This window comes from Advenella alkanexedens, from assembly GCF_019132845.1.
Taxonomy (GTDB): Bacteria; Pseudomonadota; Gammaproteobacteria; order Burkholderiales; family Burkholderiaceae_B; genus Advenella; species Advenella alkanexedens.
Window position 1 is genome coordinate 67552 of the sequence record NZ_JAHSPR010000006.1, and the last position, 18861, is coordinate 86412.

At 52.6% G+C, this 18861-nt stretch carries 17 protein-coding genes; 5 read left to right on the forward strand and 12 right to left on the reverse strand.

Translation table 11 applies throughout. The features are described from left to right. Window positions 1-85: 85 nt before the first annotated feature. From KU392_RS09320 to tkt, 3 genes are all read right to left on the reverse strand, one after another. Entirely contained in the window at window positions 86-1285 is a 1200-nt protein-coding gene (locus tag KU392_RS09320) for a phosphoglycerate kinase (RefSeq protein ID WP_217735150.1), read from the reverse strand. 164 nt (window positions 1286-1449) lie between these two features. Then, window positions 1450-2460 (reverse strand): type I glyceraldehyde-3-phosphate dehydrogenase, encoded by a 1011-nt coding sequence (gene gap, locus KU392_RS09325; protein ID WP_169293781.1) that lies wholly within the window; start codon window positions 2458-2460, stop codon window positions 1450-1452. A gap of 16 nt (window positions 2461-2476) precedes the next feature. Beyond that, complete coding sequence (tkt, locus tag KU392_RS09330; protein ID WP_169293780.1) at window positions 2477-4531, reverse strand: transketolase; 2055 nt, start codon at window positions 4529-4531, stop codon at window positions 2477-2479. Window positions 4532-4748: 217 nt separating this feature from the next. Between tkt and KU392_RS09335 the strand changes: the two genes are divergently transcribed. Continuing rightward, complete coding sequence (locus KU392_RS09335) at window positions 4749-5486, forward strand: 16S rRNA (uracil(1498)-N(3))-methyltransferase (protein ID WP_217735151.1); 738 nt, start codon at window positions 4749-4751, stop codon at window positions 5484-5486. 54 nt (window positions 5487-5540) lie between these two features. Here KU392_RS09335 and KU392_RS09340 read toward each other — a convergent pair whose 3' ends face one another. The 4 genes from KU392_RS09340 to KU392_RS09355 all read right to left on the reverse strand — a co-directional run bounded on the left by KU392_RS09340 (window position 5541) and on the right by KU392_RS09355 (window position 10587). Then, window positions 5541-6029, reverse strand: coding sequence for a barstar family protein (locus tag KU392_RS09340; protein ID WP_169293778.1), 489 nt, complete (start codon window positions 6027-6029; stop codon window positions 5541-5543). Further along, window positions 6026-7210, reverse strand: coding sequence for a patatin-like phospholipase family protein (locus KU392_RS09345; protein WP_217735152.1), 1185 nt, complete (start codon window positions 7208-7210; stop codon window positions 6026-6028). Before KU392_RS09345 ends, KU392_RS09340 begins: the two co-directional genes overlap by 4 nt. 22 nt (window positions 7211-7232) lie before the next feature. After that, a complete protein-coding gene (locus KU392_RS09350) occupies window positions 7233-9539 on the reverse strand; it encodes an NADP-dependent malic enzyme (protein ID WP_169293776.1) in 2307 nt (768 codons plus the stop codon). A 136-nt stretch (window positions 9540-9675) separates the two neighbouring features. Beyond that, the gene (locus tag KU392_RS09355; RefSeq protein ID WP_217735153.1) at window positions 9676-10587 is read right to left on the reverse strand and encodes a hypothetical protein; all 912 of its coding nucleotides are present in this window, start codon (window positions 10585-10587) and stop codon (window positions 9676-9678) included. Window positions 10588-10756: 169 nt separating this feature from the next. Here KU392_RS09355 and KU392_RS09360 point away from each other — a divergent pair, with 169 nt between their 5' ends. After that, a complete protein-coding gene (locus tag KU392_RS09360) occupies window positions 10757-11947 on the forward strand; it encodes a pyridoxal phosphate-dependent aminotransferase (RefSeq protein WP_169293774.1) in 1191 nt (396 codons plus the stop codon). Here the strand turns inward: KU392_RS09360 and KU392_RS09365 are convergent. Further along, complete coding sequence (locus KU392_RS09365; protein WP_169293773.1) at window positions 11941-12795, reverse strand: lytic transglycosylase domain-containing protein; 855 nt, start codon at window positions 12793-12795, stop codon at window positions 11941-11943. The genes KU392_RS09360 and KU392_RS09365 overlap by 7 nt on opposite strands. Window positions 12796-12958: 163 nt before the next feature. Here KU392_RS09365 and ubiD point away from each other — a divergent pair, with 163 nt between their 5' ends. Continuing rightward, a complete protein-coding gene (gene ubiD, locus KU392_RS09370) occupies window positions 12959-14503 on the forward strand; it encodes a 4-hydroxy-3-polyprenylbenzoate decarboxylase (RefSeq protein WP_169293952.1) in 1545 nt (514 codons plus the stop codon). On the opposite strand, the gene KU392_RS09375 is transcribed toward ubiD, so the two are convergent. The 4 genes from KU392_RS09375 to upp all read right to left on the reverse strand — a co-directional run bounded on the left by KU392_RS09375 (window position 14460) and on the right by upp (window position 16395). Beyond that, complete coding sequence (locus tag KU392_RS09375) at window positions 14460-14864, reverse strand: hypothetical protein (RefSeq protein WP_169293772.1); 405 nt, start codon at window positions 14862-14864, stop codon at window positions 14460-14462. The genes ubiD and KU392_RS09375 overlap by 44 nt on opposite strands. Next, complete coding sequence (locus tag KU392_RS09380) at window positions 14861-15253, reverse strand: phage holin family protein (protein ID WP_169293771.1); 393 nt, start codon at window positions 15251-15253, stop codon at window positions 14861-14863. The genes KU392_RS09375 and KU392_RS09380 overlap by 4 nt, the downstream gene beginning before the upstream one ends. A gap of 24 nt (window positions 15254-15277) precedes the next feature. Then, window positions 15278-15595: an ElaB/YgaM/YqjD family protein gene (locus KU392_RS09385; protein WP_169293770.1), complete on the reverse strand. Its 318-nt coding sequence runs from the start codon at window positions 15593-15595 to the stop codon at window positions 15278-15280. Between the two features lie 164 nt (window positions 15596-15759). Next, window positions 15760-16395, reverse strand: coding sequence for a uracil phosphoribosyltransferase (gene upp, locus KU392_RS09390; RefSeq protein ID WP_217735154.1), 636 nt, complete (start codon window positions 16393-16395; stop codon window positions 15760-15762). Window positions 16396-16585: 190 nt separating this feature from the next. On the opposite strand from upp, the gene queA reads away from it, so the two are divergent. Both queA and tgt read left to right on the forward strand, forming a co-directional pair. Beyond that, window positions 16586-17644, forward strand: coding sequence for a tRNA preQ1(34) S-adenosylmethionine ribosyltransferase-isomerase QueA (gene queA, locus KU392_RS09395; RefSeq protein ID WP_217735155.1), 1059 nt, complete (start codon window positions 16586-16588; stop codon window positions 17642-17644). Between the two features lie 50 nt (window positions 17645-17694). Further along, a complete protein-coding gene (tgt, locus tag KU392_RS09400; protein ID WP_169293767.1) occupies window positions 17695-18834 on the forward strand; it encodes a tRNA guanosine(34) transglycosylase Tgt in 1140 nt (379 codons plus the stop codon). Window positions 18835-18861 lie beyond the last annotated feature (27 nt).

Genomic DNA, 18861 nt, shown 5'->3' on the forward strand with positions numbered 1-18861 from the left:
GATGCCATAATTTTACGTTCTATTCTGAACGCTTATTATGGCATCACTTTGAAATGTAATAAAGTTTTACTTATATGATATAAAATTATTGGGCAAAACGTTGTTGCAGGATATCGACGGCAGGCAATGTCTTGCCTTCGAGGAACTCCAGGAAAGCACCGCCGCCGGTAGAGATATAGCCAACCTTGTCGGCAATGCCAAACTTGGCAATTGCAGCCAGGGTATCGCCACCACCGGCAATGGAAAAGCCTTCGGACTCGGCAATCGCTTCGGCAATTTTTTTCGTGCCATTGGCAAATGCGTCGAACTCGAACACACCCACCGGACCGTTCCAGACGATGGTTCCGGCTTTTTTCAGAATTTCGGCCAGGGTATTGGCAGTTTGTTCACCAATATCAAAAATCATATCGTCATCGGCCACTTCAGTCGCGGCTTTTTCAGTAGCCGGTGTATCGGCAGAAAAGGACTTGCCACAAACCACATCAACAGGAATGGGCACACCGGCACCCCGCTTGGCCATGATATCAATCACGGTTTTGGCCTGTTCTACCTGATCGGGTTCTGCCAGGGACTTGCCAATATTCAGGCCACTGGCCAGCATGAAGGTGTTCGCAATACCACCGCCCACAACAAGCTGGTCGACGCGTTCAGCCAGGGCCTGCAAAATGGACAGTTTGCTGGAGACCTTGGAGCCGCCTACAATCGCCACCATTGGACGCTTGGGATTTTGCAATACACGGCCCAAAGCGGCCAGTTCTGCCTCAAGAAGCGGTCCGGCACAAACAATCGGTGCAAACCGGGCCATACCATGCGTGGTGGCTTCGGCACGGTGCGCTGTACCGAATGCATCGTTCACATAAACATCACAAAGCGCGGCCATTTTACGGGACAGCGCTTCATCATTTTTTTTCTCGCCCACATTCACGCGGCAATTTTCCAGCAATACAACCTGGCCGGGCGCTACCTCAAAGCCGCCATCCACCCAGTTCTGCACCAGCTCAACCGGCTGGCCCAGCAATTCGGACAAACGGGCGGCCACGGGTGCCAGACTGTCTTTGTCGGTCAGGGTGCCTTCGGTGGGACGCCCCAGATGAGACGTAAGCAGGACGGCAGCGCCTGCCTCAAGTGCCATTTTAATGGCTGGCACCGAAGCCCGTACACGGGTGTCTTCGGTAATAATTCCCTGATCATTCAGGGGGACATTTAAATCGGAACGGATAAACACACGTTTACCCTTGAGTTGATCCGCCTTGGCCAGTGCAGAAAGCGTTTGAACGTTTAACATTATTTTTGCATGTCCTTAATGTATGATTATCGACTGCATGGAGCAGGCCATTTCATGCAGACCGCGCATCCATTCATGGTGATTTGACAATATTGATTGTAATAAGGAAAAACGGCATCTTAAGTAACAGGATGCCGTTTTTCGTGAATTGCGAAATGAACTGATTATTTGGCGTTCATCAAGGCAACAGTGGTATCAAGCATACGATTGGAAAAGCCCCACTCGTTGTCGTACCAGGATGCCACTTTAACCAGTTTGCCAGAAACTTTGGTTAAGGTAGCGTCAAATGAGCTGGAGGCCGGGTTATGGTTGAAGTCGATGGAAACCAGCGGTGCTTCGTTGTAATCCAGAATACCTTTCAGGGAACCTTCAGACGCGGTTTTCAGGATGGCGTTCACTTCCTCAACGGTTGTTTCACGGCTGGCGATGAAAGACAGATCAACCATGGAAACATTGATGGTCGGAACACGGATCGCGTAGCCATCGAGTTTGCCATTCAATTCGGGTAATACCAGGCCAACAGCCGCTGCAGCACCGGTTTTGGTCGGGATCATGCTCATGGTGGCAGAACGTGCACGACGCAGGTCTTCGTGGTAGACGTCGGTCAATACCTGGTCATTGGTGTACGCATGAACGGTAGTCATCAAACCGGTTTCAACGCCCAGGGCTTCGTGCAGGGGCTGAACCAGCGGAGCCAGACAGTTGGTGGTGCAGGATGCGTTGGAAATAACGGTGTCGCTTGCTTTCAGAACCTGGTGGTTAACACCGTATACGATAGTAGCGTCAACGTCTTTACCGCCGGGTGCGGAAATAATGACTTTTTTGGCACCGCCTTTCAGGTGGGCGCTGGCTTTTTCCTTGCTGGTGAAAAAGCCGGTACATTCCAGCACGACGTCAACATTGAGTTCACCCCATGGCAATTCTGCCGGATTACGGTTGGCCAGCACACGGATCCTATCACCGTTAACCACCATGTAATCGCCATCAACCGTTACCGTACCGGGGAACTTGCCGTGGGCAGTATCGTATTGGGTTAAATGAGCGTTGGTTTTAGGGTCGCCCAAGTCATTGATAGCGACAATTTCGATATCATGGGATTTGCCACTTTCGTAGTGGGCACGTAATACATTGCGGCCGATACGACCGTATCCATTGATTGCAACACGAATGGTCATTACATTCTCTCCTGGTTTATAAAACTTGCTTGACTGCGTCGGCCACTTTTTCTGAAGTCAGGCCAAAATGCTTGAATAAAACACCGGCGGGTGCTGATTCACCGTAGGTATCAAGGCCCACCACAACACCGTCACGTCCGGTGTATTTATACCAGATGGAAGACACGCCTGCCTCGACGGCCACACAAGGCAATTCTTTTGGCAAAACAGAATCTTTCCATTCTTTTGACTGACGGTCAAATACATTGGTGCTTGGCATGGAAACCACACGCACCGGAATATTTTCACTGGCAAGGGCTTCCTGGGCTTTCAGGGCGATTTCAATTTCAGAACCCGTGGCGATAATAATGGCCTTGGCCTGCTCGGCATCACGCAATACGTAACCACCCTTTTCAATATTGGCGACAGCTTCAGGGCTGCGCTCGACAAAAGGCAGGTTTTGACGCGACAACAGCAAGGCACTGGGACCACCCTGCTGTACGTTTGTACCCAGGCTGGCCGGACGGCTGACGGCTGATTTCCAGGCAATGGCGGTTTCCACTGTATCGCAGGGACGCCAGACATCCAGGTTGGGAATCAGACGCAAGCTGGCAGCATGCTCGACAGACTGGTGAGTAGGGCCGTCTTCACCCAAACCGATGGAATCATGGGTAAAAACATGCACCACACGCTGCTTCATGAGCGCGGCCATGCGAATCGCATTGCGGGAATAATCGGAAAAGGTCAGGAAGGTGCCGCCAAATGGCAGGTAACCGCCATGCAGGGCAATACCATTCATGATGCCGGCCATACCGAATTCACGTACACCATAGTTGATGTGACGGCCAAACTGCAGGCCATTGCCAGTGGCACGAACCGGAGCAACCCCTTTCCAGTCAGTAAAGTTGGAGCCGGTCAAGTCGGCCGAACCACCCAAAAACTCGGGCAGGATTTCAGCCAAAGCAGCAATGGCAAACTGGGAAGCCTTACGTGAGGCAACCGTTTCAGCTTTATTCACGGTTTCTTGCAGGTAAGCATTGAACTGAGCGGCAAAATCGGCAGGCAGTTCGCCATTCATGCGACGGGCCAGTTCCTTGGCCTGCTCGGGGAATTCTTGTGCGTATCGGTCAAAGCGGGCTTGCCATTCGTCTTGCAGCTGAATGCCACGCTCTACCTGGTTCCAGCCCTGGTAAATTTCGCTGGAAATTTCAAAGGCGGGCAGATCCCAGCCAATCGCGGCACGGGTTGCCTCGATCTCGACGGCACCCAGGGGTGAACCGTGCACTTTTTCAGAGCCGGCCATATTGGGCGCGCCTTTACCGATTACCGTTTTGCAGCAAATAAGGGTAGGACCGGCATTGTCACCAAGCGCCGCTTCTTTGGCCTGGGCAATGGCACGATCAACAGCGTTTACGTCGTGGCCGTCCACATCGCGAATCACATTCCAGCCATAGGCCTCAAAGCGTTTGGGGGTATCATCGGCAAACCAGTTTTGTACCTGGCCGTCGATGGAAATGCCATTGTCATCGTACAGTACAATTAAACGGGAAAGTCTGAGTGTGCCGGCCAATGAAGCCACTTCGTGGGAAATGCCTTCCATCAGGCAACCATCGCCGACAAACGCGTAGGTGAAATGATCAATGACAGGCAGGCCAGGCTTGTTGAATTCCAACGCCAGCAAGCGCTCTGCCAGGGCAAAACCGACCGCATTGGCAATACCCTGTCCGAGGGGACCGGTGGTGGTTTCGACGCCAGCGGTAATACCCACCTCGGGGTGCCCCGGTGTTTTGGAGTGCAGCTGGCGGAAGTTTTTCAGTTCCTCGATGGAAAGATCATAGCCGGTAAGGTGCAGTAAAGCATACAAGAGCATGGAGCCATGACCATTGGACAGCACGAAGCGGTCACGGTCGAACCAGGCCGGATTTTGCGGATTATGACGCAAATGCCGTGTCCATAAAGCCTGTGCAATTTCCGCCATCCCCATAGGGGCACCGGGATGACCGGAATTTGCCTTTTGAACGGCATCCATGGCGAGCGCACGGATTGCATTTGAAAGAAGTGGCGGATTATTGCTTGTGGCAGTATTCTTCATGTGTGTCCTATCTTGCGATATATATACAATCTTGCGAACAAATTTTTTCAATAACCTATAATTTTAGCACTCTAAACCTTGCTCTTTGTCGACTGCCTGTATAAAGTAAAATTTATCCATGTGATTTGCCTTGTCCGCAAGGGAAAATTTACCTGCAGGCTTTTGCCCTGCCCCTGTCAATCAGGATTAACCTGTTTATTCATATTGTTTATTTTCAATGGCTACTCCCCGGTTTTATTGTCCCATTCCACTGCCCCTTAACGAAACCATCGCCCTGCCCGATAATGTCGCCCACCACGCCTCGCGCGCGCTGCGCCTGCGTGAAGGGGATGAGATCGTCCTGTTTGACGGAAAACAGGGGCAATACCATGCCGAACTGCGCTTCATGAACGGCAAGGCCATGGCTGCCATCAAGTATTTCAATGCACAAGAGCATGAACTCAAAGGCAAAATCACTCTGGTCCAGGGCTTGCCTTCAGGCGATAAAATGGACTGGATCATCGAAAAAGCCAGCGAACTGGGCGTACAGCACCTGATACCCATACAGGCAGAGCGCAGCGTCTTGAATCTAACCGGCAACCGTCTTGAAAAGCGCCAGGATCATTGGGAAAAAGTAGCCATATCAGCCGGTGAACAATGCGGCAGAAACCGGATATTGCAAATAGAACCCCTGCAAACACTGGCCCGGTTTGTATCAAATCATCCCCAACTGGATCACAAGCTACTGTGTCACCCTGAAGGCGGTACCGATCTGGCCACTTACCTGAAAGCACAAGCCGATGCCAAAGAAATCTGCCTGATTGTTGGCCCTGAAGGAGGATGGTCTGACCGGGAGCTGGATTTACTCAAGAAAAATGGCGCCTGTCAAATTACGTATGGATCAAGGGTTTTGCGTACCGAAACGGCAGGCCTGGCACTCACGGCAGCCTGCTCGGCATTAATGAACTGGGTTTGAAGTAAAGAACGGCCACACCGGGAACAGGCCGTTTTCTGCACATTTGATGAGTATTTATTTGCTCTGGCTTTCAGCGCCCTGACTCTCGGCATAGGGTGCAGGCGCCACACCAGGCTCGGGGTCGGAATGCTTGCCCACATGTTCTATTGAATACACAAAAATCCGGTCCTTGTCAGCGGCAAACTCAAGCGTATCATTCAGAATACCCTGAATATCCCGGGCATCTTCAGCCAGAGTTGGATCACCCGAATGCAGGTTTTTAATCCAGAGCACCATACCTTTTTTCTGGTCCAGCAGGGTTTCTCCCAGGCAGTCCAACAAGGCATCCATATTGTTGCCAAAGAAAACCGGATAATCGACAGCTTTGGCCAATGCCCTTAAAATGGCGGAGCGATTCCTGGCCTTGTCACAATCAGCGGAAAAAAATGTCAGACCCAGCTCTTCTGCCAAAGCGGCAACTTCTTCCTGCTTCTGGGACTCAGCCTTGATTTCCCCGCCGGAAGACAGGATCTTCGTTAATATCGTTTCTGATTTTTTACTCATGATGCGCCCTCATTAAAAAACGCCTTAATTTCATCTATTCGCTGCATCGTATCCACATAAGCGAGATTTATCAACTCTGTTGTAAATTCCGCCTCAAATAATAAATGAGAGGCAACTATACTACCTGTATGAACGCCACCCTTGGAAGAAACCCCCAAAACGCGCAAAAACGCACGTACGGTCTGTGGCATGCACTTTAAATGCATCATGGCGATTTCGTCAATAGATTTGCTCGGGCCCAGCGTGAGAACGTCAATGGTTTTCAGGGCCGGGCTAAGCTCGGTCTGTTCGGGAATCACCTTTAACAGGGAGTTTATACGGTGAATGCGTTCCAGATCAATCGAAAGCCCATCCACAAAAATATCCGACAGGGCATGCCCACCCAATTGGGCCAGGGTTGGATAGTTCTCCGAGCAATGCTCAAAAGAAACCGCTTCCTGTATATTGTGATCCGTCGTGCTGATGACCACCACTTTTTCCGCCCCAAGATGAATGGCCGGGCTGATGGGAGCCAACTGTCGCATGGAACCATCGCCACACCACTCGGTATGCGCCTGAACAGACAGGCATTGCGCCGGAAACACAAACGGAATGGCGCTGGAGGCCATCAAATGACGCAACTCAATTTCACAGGCAACCGATTTTCGCCTGAAGCCCTGCCATTCCTGCATGGTATGCTTGGACTGGTAAAACGTTAAATGAGTCCCCGTGGTGTAACTGGTTGCGGTAATCGCCAGCGCCGACAGGTCATGATTGCGCAGATTATGCCTGAGATTGTCAAAGTGCATGAACCGGCCCAGCAAATGCGCCAAAGGCCGGTTATCAAGCAAAGACTTGGGGCTTTGCGCCCTGATAAACGGGCTGGCCCAGCCAAACATCAAGAGAGACAGCCAGCGGCTTGCATTCCCAAAAACCCCCACCGGGTCGGAACGGTATACCTGACTGGTTTTGATATTGCTCCAGATATGACGCAGGCGCCTGACTGAGGCGTGCGGAAAAGCAGCCCGACAGGCATACCCAGTGGCATTGATGGCGCCAGCAGAAGAGCCGCAGATGATCTGGAACGGATTACGGAAACCGGGACTGCGATGGGGATCAAGAATATCAAGCAAAGCCCAAAGCACCCCTATTTGATAAGCTGCCTTGGCCCCGCCACCGGTAAACACCAGTCCAACCGGCATTTTCCGAGGTGAGGCGGCATGATCAGAGGCTGGAGAATTTATTTCCGGGAGTATTGGCATCAACAACCGTTAGCGCCGCCATGTTGACAATACGACGCACTGTTGAGCTGGCGGTCAGAATATGGATAGGCGCGTTAACCCCCAACAGGAACGGCCCCACAGCCACGTTACCACCGGCACATGTCTTAAGCAGGTTATAGGCAATATTGCCGGCATCCAAATTCGGACAAATCAACAGGTTGGCACTGCCCGACAGAGTGCTTGAAGGCAGCAGACGCTTGCGTACGTCTTCATCCAACGCCGCATCCGCATGCATTTCACCATCGATTTCCAACCCGGGCTCCTGCTCACGAATAATATCAAGGGCTTCACGCATCTTGGAGCCGGACATCGGGTTATCGGTGCCAAAGTTGGAACTGGACAGCAAGGCAACCTTGGGCTCGATTTGCAAATGACGCATTTCTTCAGCCGCCATCCGTGTGATTTCAGCCACTTCAGCCGCAGAAGGATCTGCATTAACGTGAGTATCGGCCACCGCTACCGTGCGCTCTGACATCAGCAGGATATTCATGGCACCGTAAGTCGTGACACCCGGTGCCTTGCCAATGACCTGATCAACCAGGCGCAGGTGGTTGGCATAAGTACCGACCGTACCGCATATCATGCCATCGGCATCGCCCAGCTTGACCATCATGGCACCAATCAAGGTCAAACGGCGACGCATTTCAACCCGGGCAAATTCCTGGGTGACCCCTTTGCGATTCATCATTTCCCAGTAAGTTGTCCAGTACTGTTTGAAACGGGGATCATTTTCAGAGTTGGTGACATCAACATCTTCACCAAGACGAATACGCAGGCCAAATTGACGGATGCGATGTTCAAGCACGGCAGGACGGCCAACCAGAATGGGTCGGCAGATTTTTTCGTCGATCAGAACCTGTACCGCCCGCAAAACCCGCTCATCTTCACCCTCGGTAAATACGATACGGGATTTACCGCCGTCACGGACATAGGAGCGTGCCAGCGAGAACATGGGCTTCATGAAAGAGCCGGAATGATAAACAAACTGCTGCAACTGTTCAGCGTAGGCCTCGAGATCCTCAATGGGACGGGTGGCAACGCCATCTTCCATGGCCGCCTTGGCCACGGCAGGCGCAATCCTGACGATCAGACGGGGATCAAAAGGCTTGGGAATGAGGTAGCCGGGACCAAAGTCAAGCTGGTTACCCCCATAGGCAGCAGCCACAACATCGTTGGGCTCTTCCTGGGCCAGTTTGCAAATGGCCTGCACCACTGCCTTTTCCATGCCACGGGTAATCGTGGTGGCCCCCACATCAAGGGCTCCCCTGAAAATATAGGGGAAACAAAGCACGTTATTGACCTGATTGGGATAATCGGAACGACCGGTTGCCATCACCACATCATCACGGACGGCATGCGCGTCTTCGGGCAGGATTTCGGGGTTGGGGTTAGCCAAAGCCAGAATCAGCGGATTTTCTTTCATTTTCAACAGCATTTCGGGCTTGAGTACACCACCGGCGGACAGCCCCAGGAAAGCATCCGCACCGTCAATGATTTCAGCCAATGTCCGCAATGGCGTCTCTTGCGCAAAGCGTTCCTTGGCAGGATCCATCAACTCCTTGCGTCCCTTGTAAACCACGCCCTCAATGTCCGAGACCCAGATATTTTCAACCGGCAAGCCCATATCAACCAGCAAATCAAGGCAGGCAAGCGCTGCAGCTCCGGCGCCTGACGTAACCAGTTTAATCTTCTTGATATCCTTGCCAACCACCTTCAGGCCATTCAAAAAAGCCGAGACTACCGTAATGGCAGTGCCATGCTGGTCATCATGAAAAACCGGGATTTTCAGGCGTTCACGCAGTTTTTTCTCTACCAGAAAACATTCAGGGGCCTTGATGTCCTCGAGGTTGATACCCCCAAAAGTGGGCTCCAGACCGGCAATGATCTCGACCAGTTTTTCCGGGTCATTCTCGTTGATTTCAATATCAAAGACATCGATACCGGCAAATTTCTTGAAAAGTACAGCCTTGCCTTCCATGACAGGTTTGGAGGCCAGGGGGCCGATGTTACCCAAGCCCAGCACGGCGGTTCCATTCGTGATAACACCAACCAGATTGCCACGGGCCGTATATTGAATGGCATTGACCGGATTGCTGACGATTTCATCGCAAGCAGCCGCCACGCCTGGCGAATATGCCAGCGCCAAATCGCGCTGGTTTGACAATTGTTTGGTTGGCGTTACGGAAACCTTGCCCGGACGGCCTTTTTTGTGATATTCCAAAGCAGCCGCGCGTAATCTTTCATCCATGTTTGAATCCTGTACTGACTTAGTGTATGAGTATTGAGCACTCTATCATACGAAAAATACGCCTGAATTGCACGATGAATCATACAATTTGTGCGCCTATTCTCCAAAGATGCCCGTCTGCCGGGTTCTGGCTCGTTCAAAGACACTCGTCCAAATACAAAAACACACCGGATGGATCAAATAATCCCTTGACCCTGCCCTCCACATGGGTAATCGAGTGAACCAACCGCTCACGCTCTGACTCACTTAACATTACGCTACCCGGCATGGCTGCCGGTGGCCCGGGCATTTTACGAAGGACCATTTCCTGGGCCCAAACCAGCGTTGCCCGATGCCCCAAAAACAGACGGGCCAGGTTGATATCCGCATGCAAGGCCTTGAGCGCATCCAGCCTGTACGAGAAAGGCCAGCTTGCCAGACCCAGACTCCACTCAACATCATCTTCACGCAACAGCTCAAACAGGTTGGGAATAATTCTTTGCAAGACCGGGATGGCCAGCGGGGACTCATCATTGACGCCAAAACCACCCAAAACAGCCGTTTTTCCGTCCGCAAACATGACATGCATCCGCTCCAGCCCCGAGGTATGAGTATAACCAGGCCTGACATCATGATATTCGGGACTTGCCAGCCAGTGTACCAGTGTCACATCAGCCGGCACCTGTTCAAACTGCCGGTAACCCAACGACAGCAGTTGGCCGGCGGTGGCAGCCGGCTGAGCCAGGCAGGCGTTATCACCCAATGGCTCCACCCGGGACAGAGATGGATCAATCCTGACGCTTAGGCAGGAACGGCCAATCACGTTCTCCCGCACGGCAATACCATCAAGCACCATGGCCACATCATACTCGGCACACAAGGCCTGCAAATGGAGCGCATCAGCCAACCGGGTGATGGTGACCGAAGCGGCCCCGTAACCATCCACTTGCCCCTCATCCCGGATTGACCCTTTGACTGAACGGGCAACCCGTTGACAGAAATTCTGCCACGGACTCTGGCTGACCGCCCTTTTGCCAAAACTCAAAAACGCACGACGATTCATGGTCATAATGATATTGCCACCTAAAAACAATTAAATAAACCCGTACATTTTAAGTGCCATTCCATCGATACGAATGACGGAATGCCGCCCACAAACTACAATCCACTATTATATTCAGCCGAATCACGCTTTTTCGGCTTGTGTCTGCAGTTTTATTTTTACCCCCGAGCTTGCCATGTCACGTATTGCCAAACGAGTTGAAAAAGCCCTGACTTTTCAGGCGATGGAAGTCACCAAAATAGCCCAAACCCTGAAGGAACAGGGAAAAGACATTATCAGTCTTGGAATCGGTGAGCCCGACTTCACCGCCCCCGCCATCGTTGTGGAAACCCTTAACCATGCAGCAGAGGCCGGTTTAAGCGGTTACAGCCCGGCACTGGGCATTGCGCCATTGCGGGCGGAAATCGCCAACTATTACAAAAAAAGTTTTGGTGCCAGCGTTAAACCCGAACAAGTCATTATCACGTCTGGGGCTTCGGGCGCCCTTTCGTTGGCCTGTTTAAGCACGTTGAATCCCGGCGATGAAATACTCATGCCAGATCCGGCTTACCCGGCCAACAGCAACTTTATTATCTGTGCCGGCGCCATCCCCCGCCTGATTCCCTGTACCGCAGAAGAACGGTTCCAGCTATCTGCTGAAAAAATCATGGCCAACTGGACCCCTAATACCCGTGGCGTCCTGATTGCCTCACCCAGCAACCCCACCGGCACGTCCGTCGACAACCAGGAGTTGAAAAAAATCATCCAGGCGGTCAAAGCGCGCAATGGCCTGGTCATCATGGATGAAATTTACCTTGGCCTGAGCTATGATCATGATCCGGTTTCAGCCCTGACCATTGACCCTGACATCATCGTTATTAACAGCTTTTCAAAGTATTTTCATATGACAGGCTGGCGCCTGGGCTGGATGATCGCCCCTGAAGACATCGTACCCGCCGTGGAAAAACTGGCCAGCAGCCTGTGCATTTGCCCATCAACCCTGGCCCAGCATGCCGCGATTACCTGCTTTACCGACGAAGCTATGGCCATCTATGAAAAACGCAGGCTGGCCTTTAAAGAGCGCAGGGATTATCTGCTTCCCGAACTTGAACGGCTGAATCTGCAAGTGCCGGTCGTCCCCGATGGCGCCTTCTATATTTATGCCGATATCAGTCATTACGCGCACGACAGCGAAACATTTGCCCGGGATCTGCTGAATGAAACCGGTGTAGCGGTTGTTCCAGGCCTGGATTTCGGGCCGGAACACGCCCGCCGCATGATTCGGATCTCTTATGCCACGGGGCTGGATCGACTGAAAGAGGCGATTGCCCGCATGGCGCCTTTCCTGCAGAAACTGGCGGCAAGAAAATCAATCGCGCATCAATAGAACTGACCCAGGTTCTTTCCTAAGGGAATCCCGGACTCAAGCGCTATCCGTTTACGCTCGTCCTGCACCCTGGCGGCATAACCGCTCCCCCCATTCGGACCGGTTGCCCCAACGTAACAGGCCAGCCCCCCATCTACCGAGCCCCGACGCTTGATACAGTCACGCAAGATCCGGGTACCCACCCGGACATTGGCCACCGGGTTCAAGGCTGACAGCCTGCCACCGTAAAACTCATCGAATTTTTCGGCATGCACCCGTGTCAGCACCTGCATCAGCCCCTGTGCGCCCACATGACTCTCGGCAAAAGGGTTATATCGTGACTCTACCGCGATGACACCCAGCACCAGCAGGGGGTCAAGGTCTTTTTCCCGGGCCGCCTCATAAACAGTCAGGATCAGCGAACCGGTCACGTTACGGGCCACCTTGAATTTGCGGGCGATGTAATCCCTTAACAACTGCGCCTGCTCGGCCGACACGCCCGGCAGGCTGAACTGCGGCTGGTCAATGGTCAAATTGGCAAAAAAGCCCTTCTCGGTGGCAGCCTCTTCTCCACTGACGACAGCCGAAGAAACCTCTTTCCTGGAGCGTTCATATTGATCATTGACCGCAAACAAATTCCGGAAATCCTGCTCGGACACCATGGAGTTATCCGGCTCAAGTGCAGCCAGCACCGCCAGCCGCACCTGCTGAAAACGGTCTTGCGCTGACGGCAAAATGAATATGGCCGCAACCAGCACCGTTGCGGCAATGCCCAGATACATGACCATTAAGCGAAAAAAATCATGAAAAAAAGAAACGATGCCCTGACGAACCGAGCGGGTTTCAGGACTGAGATCAAACAAAGCCATCTTTCATTTCCAACAAGTGGGAAAAACCCCAAATATAACCCGAAAATTCATTCATTCATGAAATATCCATATCACGGCATCCCAAACCCGACAAACACCCATACCGACCGTCGTCGGATATCCTATAATGAAAAGTCTTCCAAATTCTGATAGGCCGAATAAATTGAAATACCGTGACCTGCGTGACTTCCTCAGTCAGCTCGAAAAACTGAACAACCTGAAAGCCATTCAAACACCGGTTTCCACCCATCTTGAAATGACGGAAATCAGCGATCGCGTATTACGCAAGGAAGGGCCCGCCCTGCTTTTCAATCATGCCCTGCACAATGGCCAGAAATCGGACATCCCGGTGCTGACCAATCTGTTTGGCACGCCCCAGCGGGTTGCCTGGGGCATGGGGGCCGACAGCACCAGTGCCCTGAGGGAGATTGGTGAACTACTGGCCACCCTGCGTGAGCCCGAGGCACCCAAAAGCCTGAAAGATGCTTTTGGCAAGGTCTCCATGCTGAAATCCGCACTTTGGGACATGGCTCCGAAAATGCATCGTCACGCCCCCTGCCAGGAAATCATTCTTGAGGGCGATGACGTTGACCTTAACCGCCTGCCCATCCAGACCTGCTGGCCTGGCGATGTAGCCCCCCTGATTACCTGGGGCCTGGTCATTACCAAAGGCCCGCTGGCCAAACGCCAGAACCTGGGCATTTACCGCCAGCAACTTATCGGCCGCAACAAACTCATCATGCGCTGGCTGTCCCATCGTGGTGGCGCTCTTGATTTCCGTGATTTCGCCCTGGCCAATCCGGGCAAACCGTTTCCGATTGCCGTAGCCCTGGGTGCAGATCCGGCTACCATCCTGGGGGCCGTAACCCCCGTTCCCGACAGCCTGTCCGAATACCAGTTTGCCGGCCTGCTACGTGGTTCACGCACCGAGCTGGTCAAGGCCATTGGCAGTGATTTATCCATTCCCGCTTCGGCAGAAATCGTGCTTGAAGGGCATATCCTTCCTTCATCCGACCCACGGGTTCTGGCTCCCACGGTACCCGAAGGCATGACGCCCCCCAAACAATCCGCTTATGAAATGGCATTGGAAGGCCCCTATGGCGACCACACCGGTTACTACAACGAGCAGGACTGGTTCCCGGTCTTTACGGTTGAACGCATTACCATGCGCAAGAACCCCATTTACCACTCCACCTATACCGGAAAACCACCCGATGAACCTGCTGTATTGGGGGTGGCCCTGAACGAGGTATTTGTTCCCCTGCTCAAAAAACAACTGCCTGAAATCGTCGACTTTTATCTGCCCCCCGAAGGCTGCAGTTATCGCTTGGCGGTGGTTTCCATCCGCAAGCAATACGCTGGCCATGCCAAACGCGTCATGTTTGGCGTCTGGAGCATTCTGCGTCAGTTCATGTACACCAAATTCATTATCGTAGTGGATGATGATGTGGACACCCGCGACTGGAAAGAGGTCGTCTGGGCCATAACCACCCGGATGGATCCGGTCCGGGATACCTTACTGGTGGAAAACACCCCCATTGATTACCTGGACTTTGCCTCTCCGGTATCAGGTCTGGGTGGCAAGATGGGGCTGGATGCCACCAATAAATGGCCTGGTGAAACCCAGCGCGAATGGGGCACGCCCATCAAGATGGATGAGGATATCAAAACCCGGGTGGATTCTCTATGGAAGGATCTGGGCTTGTAGAAGCCGGTTGACGGGAAGGCGCCCTGCTTTCCCGACTCTGGAATTTATGGTATACAAACCAGGAAACCGCTGCCAGCACCACCGGCTTAAGCACTTTTGAACGGGTTTTGCTGGAACGCAACAAAAACCGACCCACCAACAGGCTAAGACGTGGATTCTTTTCCAGGTAAGCAAACAAACCAGAAGGAATGCCCGTCATGCGGGATAAGCCCAGGCTGCCGCTTTGCAACAATTGCTGCCTCAGCGCACGTGGAGAAGCCGAAAGGCTCAGTTTCCTGAAACTCAAGCTAGCAATTTCCCGCTCGACGTCTATCCGGGCAACCAGCAACTGTTTGTGCAATTCCCGTTCTTTTCGGTTCATGGACGATCCTCTGTGGCCACTGCCGTGCTGCCCCGCATACACTGCGCATCATCTTGCAAGGCCTTGACCGTTGCGGAAAATGGCAGGTGTTTCCTGATGAGACGGGAACGGACATAGAAAAAGCAGGCCAGTGACGCCATGGTATGAAACAATACCAAGCCCAGCAACACGACAAAACGGTATTCGGTACCCCAAAAATACAGGCCAACCAATACGGTTGCGCTCATGAGGGCCAAGATAAAAAAAACGAAACCAAACATGCTCAACCACAGCATGCCCAGCATACGCTCTTTTTCCTCGGCCACTTCAAGCCCAAACAACTCCATGCGGGTGGCGGCGATTTTAAACAGGCTGCCAACCGCATTTTTCAGATCATGCCTGACGGTCATAAAGGCGATACCCTTCAATAATGCTTAACGACGACCAATGATAACACCCAACAACAAGCCGGCCAGACCCACCATGCCGATTGAGCGCCATGGATTTTCATGCACGTACTCATCGGTCACCCGTACGGCTTCCTTGCTTTGGACAATCGCTTTTTCCTGGGTTTCCCTGAAACTGTCAGTAGCCCTGTGAATGGCATTCATCGCCCTTGCGCGTAACTCATGCGCTTTTTCTTCACCGGCACCTGCAGCCTCCTTCAGCAAGGATTCGGCATCTTCAATACTTTTACGCAAGCTTTCCAGCAATTGCTCTTCGGTTTGCTCCAGACTTTTTCGTACGGCCATTTGCTTTCTCCAAAAAGTTAAGGGGTTCGGAACATCATATATGATTTTTTGGGCATCACCCTATATAAAATACTTAAAAAAGTGTCAACTTATTGCTTCATTGTAATAATAACAAGGCAACAGGCGCATCGTCCCGCCATAAAAGCCGCTTGCCCGATGAGGCCTTAATCTTTCTGCCGGGTACCGAAAATACGGTCACCGGCATCACCCAACCCGGGAATGATATAACCATTTTCATTCAGGCCCTCATCCACCGAGGCAGTGTAAATATCCACATCAGGATGCTTGCCAAGCACTTTCTCAATCCCCACCGGAGCCGCCACCAGCACCAGCGCCCGAATCTCGCGGCAACCGGCCGCCTTCAGCATGTCGATGGTAGCCACCATGGAACCACCGGTCGCCAGCATCGGGTCGATAATCAGGGCAATCCGCTGATCCAGATCATCCACCAGCTTTTTAAGATAGGTGGCGGCCTCAAGGGTTTCTTCATTGCGGGCAATGCCTACCGCGCTGACCTTGGCGCCCGGAATCAAAGAAAGAACGCCTTCCAGCATGCCAATACCGGCACGCAAGATGGGTACGACGGTCACTTTCTTGCCGGCAATTTTTTCTACCACAACCTGACCGCACCACCCATGGATGGTGGTGTTTTCAAGCGGGAAGTCTTTGGTGGCCTCATAAGTAAGCAACGCTGAAATTTCCTGGGCCAGTTCGCGAAAACTTTTTGTACTCAGATCTGCACTGCGCATAATGCCCAGTTTATGTCTGATAAGGGGGTGCCGGATCTCGTGGATGGCCATAATTTCTCCGATGGATTCACAATACAATATATTCAGTCTGCCAGTATTGAAAAAGGGCATAACTTTGCCGGGTCATTCATTTCAATGGCGCAGGGTTAAACTCGCTTTATAATAACCCCTTACCCGGCAGCAACCATGCCGAAATGATAATACGCCCTTCGATATTTTTCCAACTACCTTCGCTGTTTTCATGTATCAGATCAACAATACGCTTACCGTTGCCGACTTCAATTATGAGTTGCCACAAGCGCTTATCGCCCAGACACCTCCTGCCTCCCGCGGACAAAGCCGCCTGTTGCACATCGATCCGCAAGACCGGTTACACGACCTTGCCTTTCCCGATATCGTGAATCTGCTAAAACCCGATGACCTGCTTGTTTTCAACAACACCAAGGTCATCAAGGCCCGCCTGTATGGCCAAAAACAAAGCGGAGGAAAAGTCGAGGCCCTGATCGAGCGTATTACCGAACCCACCCGTGCCCTGGCGCATCTCAAATCCAGTAAATCCCCCAAGGCAGGAACCCGTCTGGTCTTTGAGAACGCCTTTAAGGCAGAGGTGCTGGGCCGCGAGGGTGAGCTGTTTGACATTCGTTTTCCGGGCAATGTGCTGGACCTGCTGGATCAATACGGTGCAACACCCTTGCCCCCCTATATCCAGCACGAGGCCGACTCATCCGATGAGCAGCGCTATCAAACCGTATATGCCCGGGAACCTGGGGCCGTTGCCGCTCCAACCGCCGGCCTGCATTTTGACGATACCCTATTACAGCAAATAAAAGCCGCAGGTATTAATTGTTCCTTTGTCACCCTCCATGTGGGTGCCGGCACCTTTCAGCCCGTACGGGTTGAACAATTAAAAGACCACACCATGCATGCCGAATGGTATACCGTCGGGCAGGAAACCGTTGATGCCATATTACAAACCCGGGCCAGGGGCGGGCGTGTGATTGCGGTGGGCACCACCAGCGTGCGGGCACTGGAATCGGCCGCCCATCAGGGCGGTCTCGCGGGGACCAAATGCCCAATCGCCCACTCGGCGGATACCCGTCTGTTCATTACCCCTGGCTACGAATTCCAGGTCATCGACGGGCTCCTCACCAATTTCCACCTGCCCCAATCCACCCTGCTTATGCTGGTTTCAGCGCTGTGCGGCCTTGACACCATGCGCCAGGCCTATCAACATGCCATCGCTCAACAATACCGTTTCTTCAGCTATGGCGACGCCATGTTCATTGCGCCCCGCGCCTGAAGCCAAGGCCCACCCACCACCCCGATCAAAATTATTTATATTGAAAAGATATGTCAGGACTCAAGTTTGAACTGTTAAAAACCGAAGGCAAGGCCCGCCGCGCCAGCATTACACTGAATCATGGTACCGTGCAAACACCCATGTTCATGCCGGTTGGCACCTACGGCAGCGTCAAGGCCATGTTGCCGCATGAACTGGAGGAAATCGGTTCCCAGGTTATTCTGGGCAACACCTTCCACCTTTGGCTGCGTCCGGGCACTGAAGTCATTGAAAAGCATGGCGGACTGCATCAGTTCATGCAATGGAACAAGCCCATTCTGACCGATTCGGGTGGTTTTCAGGTATTCAGCCTCAGCGATCTGCGCAGTAAAATCACCGAAGAAGGCGTCAAATTCTCTTCGCCCATTGATGGCGCCAAACTGCTGCTGACGCCCGAAGAGTCCATGCGCATCCAACGCTCCCTGAACTCGGATATCGTCATGGTGTTTGATGAGTGTACGCCCTACATGATTGATGGCCGCCCGGCCACCCTGGAAGAGGCGGCCCGCTCAATGCGCATGTCACTGCGCTGGGCCAAGCGCTCCAAGGACACCTTCAATCAACTGGAAAACCCCAATGCCCTGTTTGGCATTGTCCAGGGCGGCATGTATGAATCCCTGCGTGACGAATCCCTGGCCGGCCTGACCGATATCGGTTTCCATGGCTATGCGATTGGAGGCCTGTCGGTGGGTGAACCCAAGGAAGACATGCTGCGCATTTTGCAGCACATCACCCACAAACTGCCTGAAAATGCCCCCCGTTACCTGATGGGCGTAGGTACCCCCGAAGACCTGGTTGACGGTGTTGCCAACGGCGTGGACATGTTCGATTGCGTCATGCCTTCACGCAATGCCCGCAATGGCTGGCTGTTTACCCGCTTTGGCGACATCAAGATCCGTAACGCCCGTTACAAGGATGATACCCGTCCACTGGATCCGGGCTGCCACTGCCACACCTGCAGCCATTTTTCCCGCGCCTATTTGCACCACATGCAAAAAGCCAATGAAATTACCGGCGCCCGCCTGAACACCCTTCACAACCTGCATTACTATCTTAACCTGATGAAAGAAATACGCACGGCACTGGAAAACGGCACGTTTACACAATGGAAAGAACAATTCGCAAAAGATCGCGCAAGAGGCATCGAATAATCAAGTTCCGCTACAATATCCCGTTAA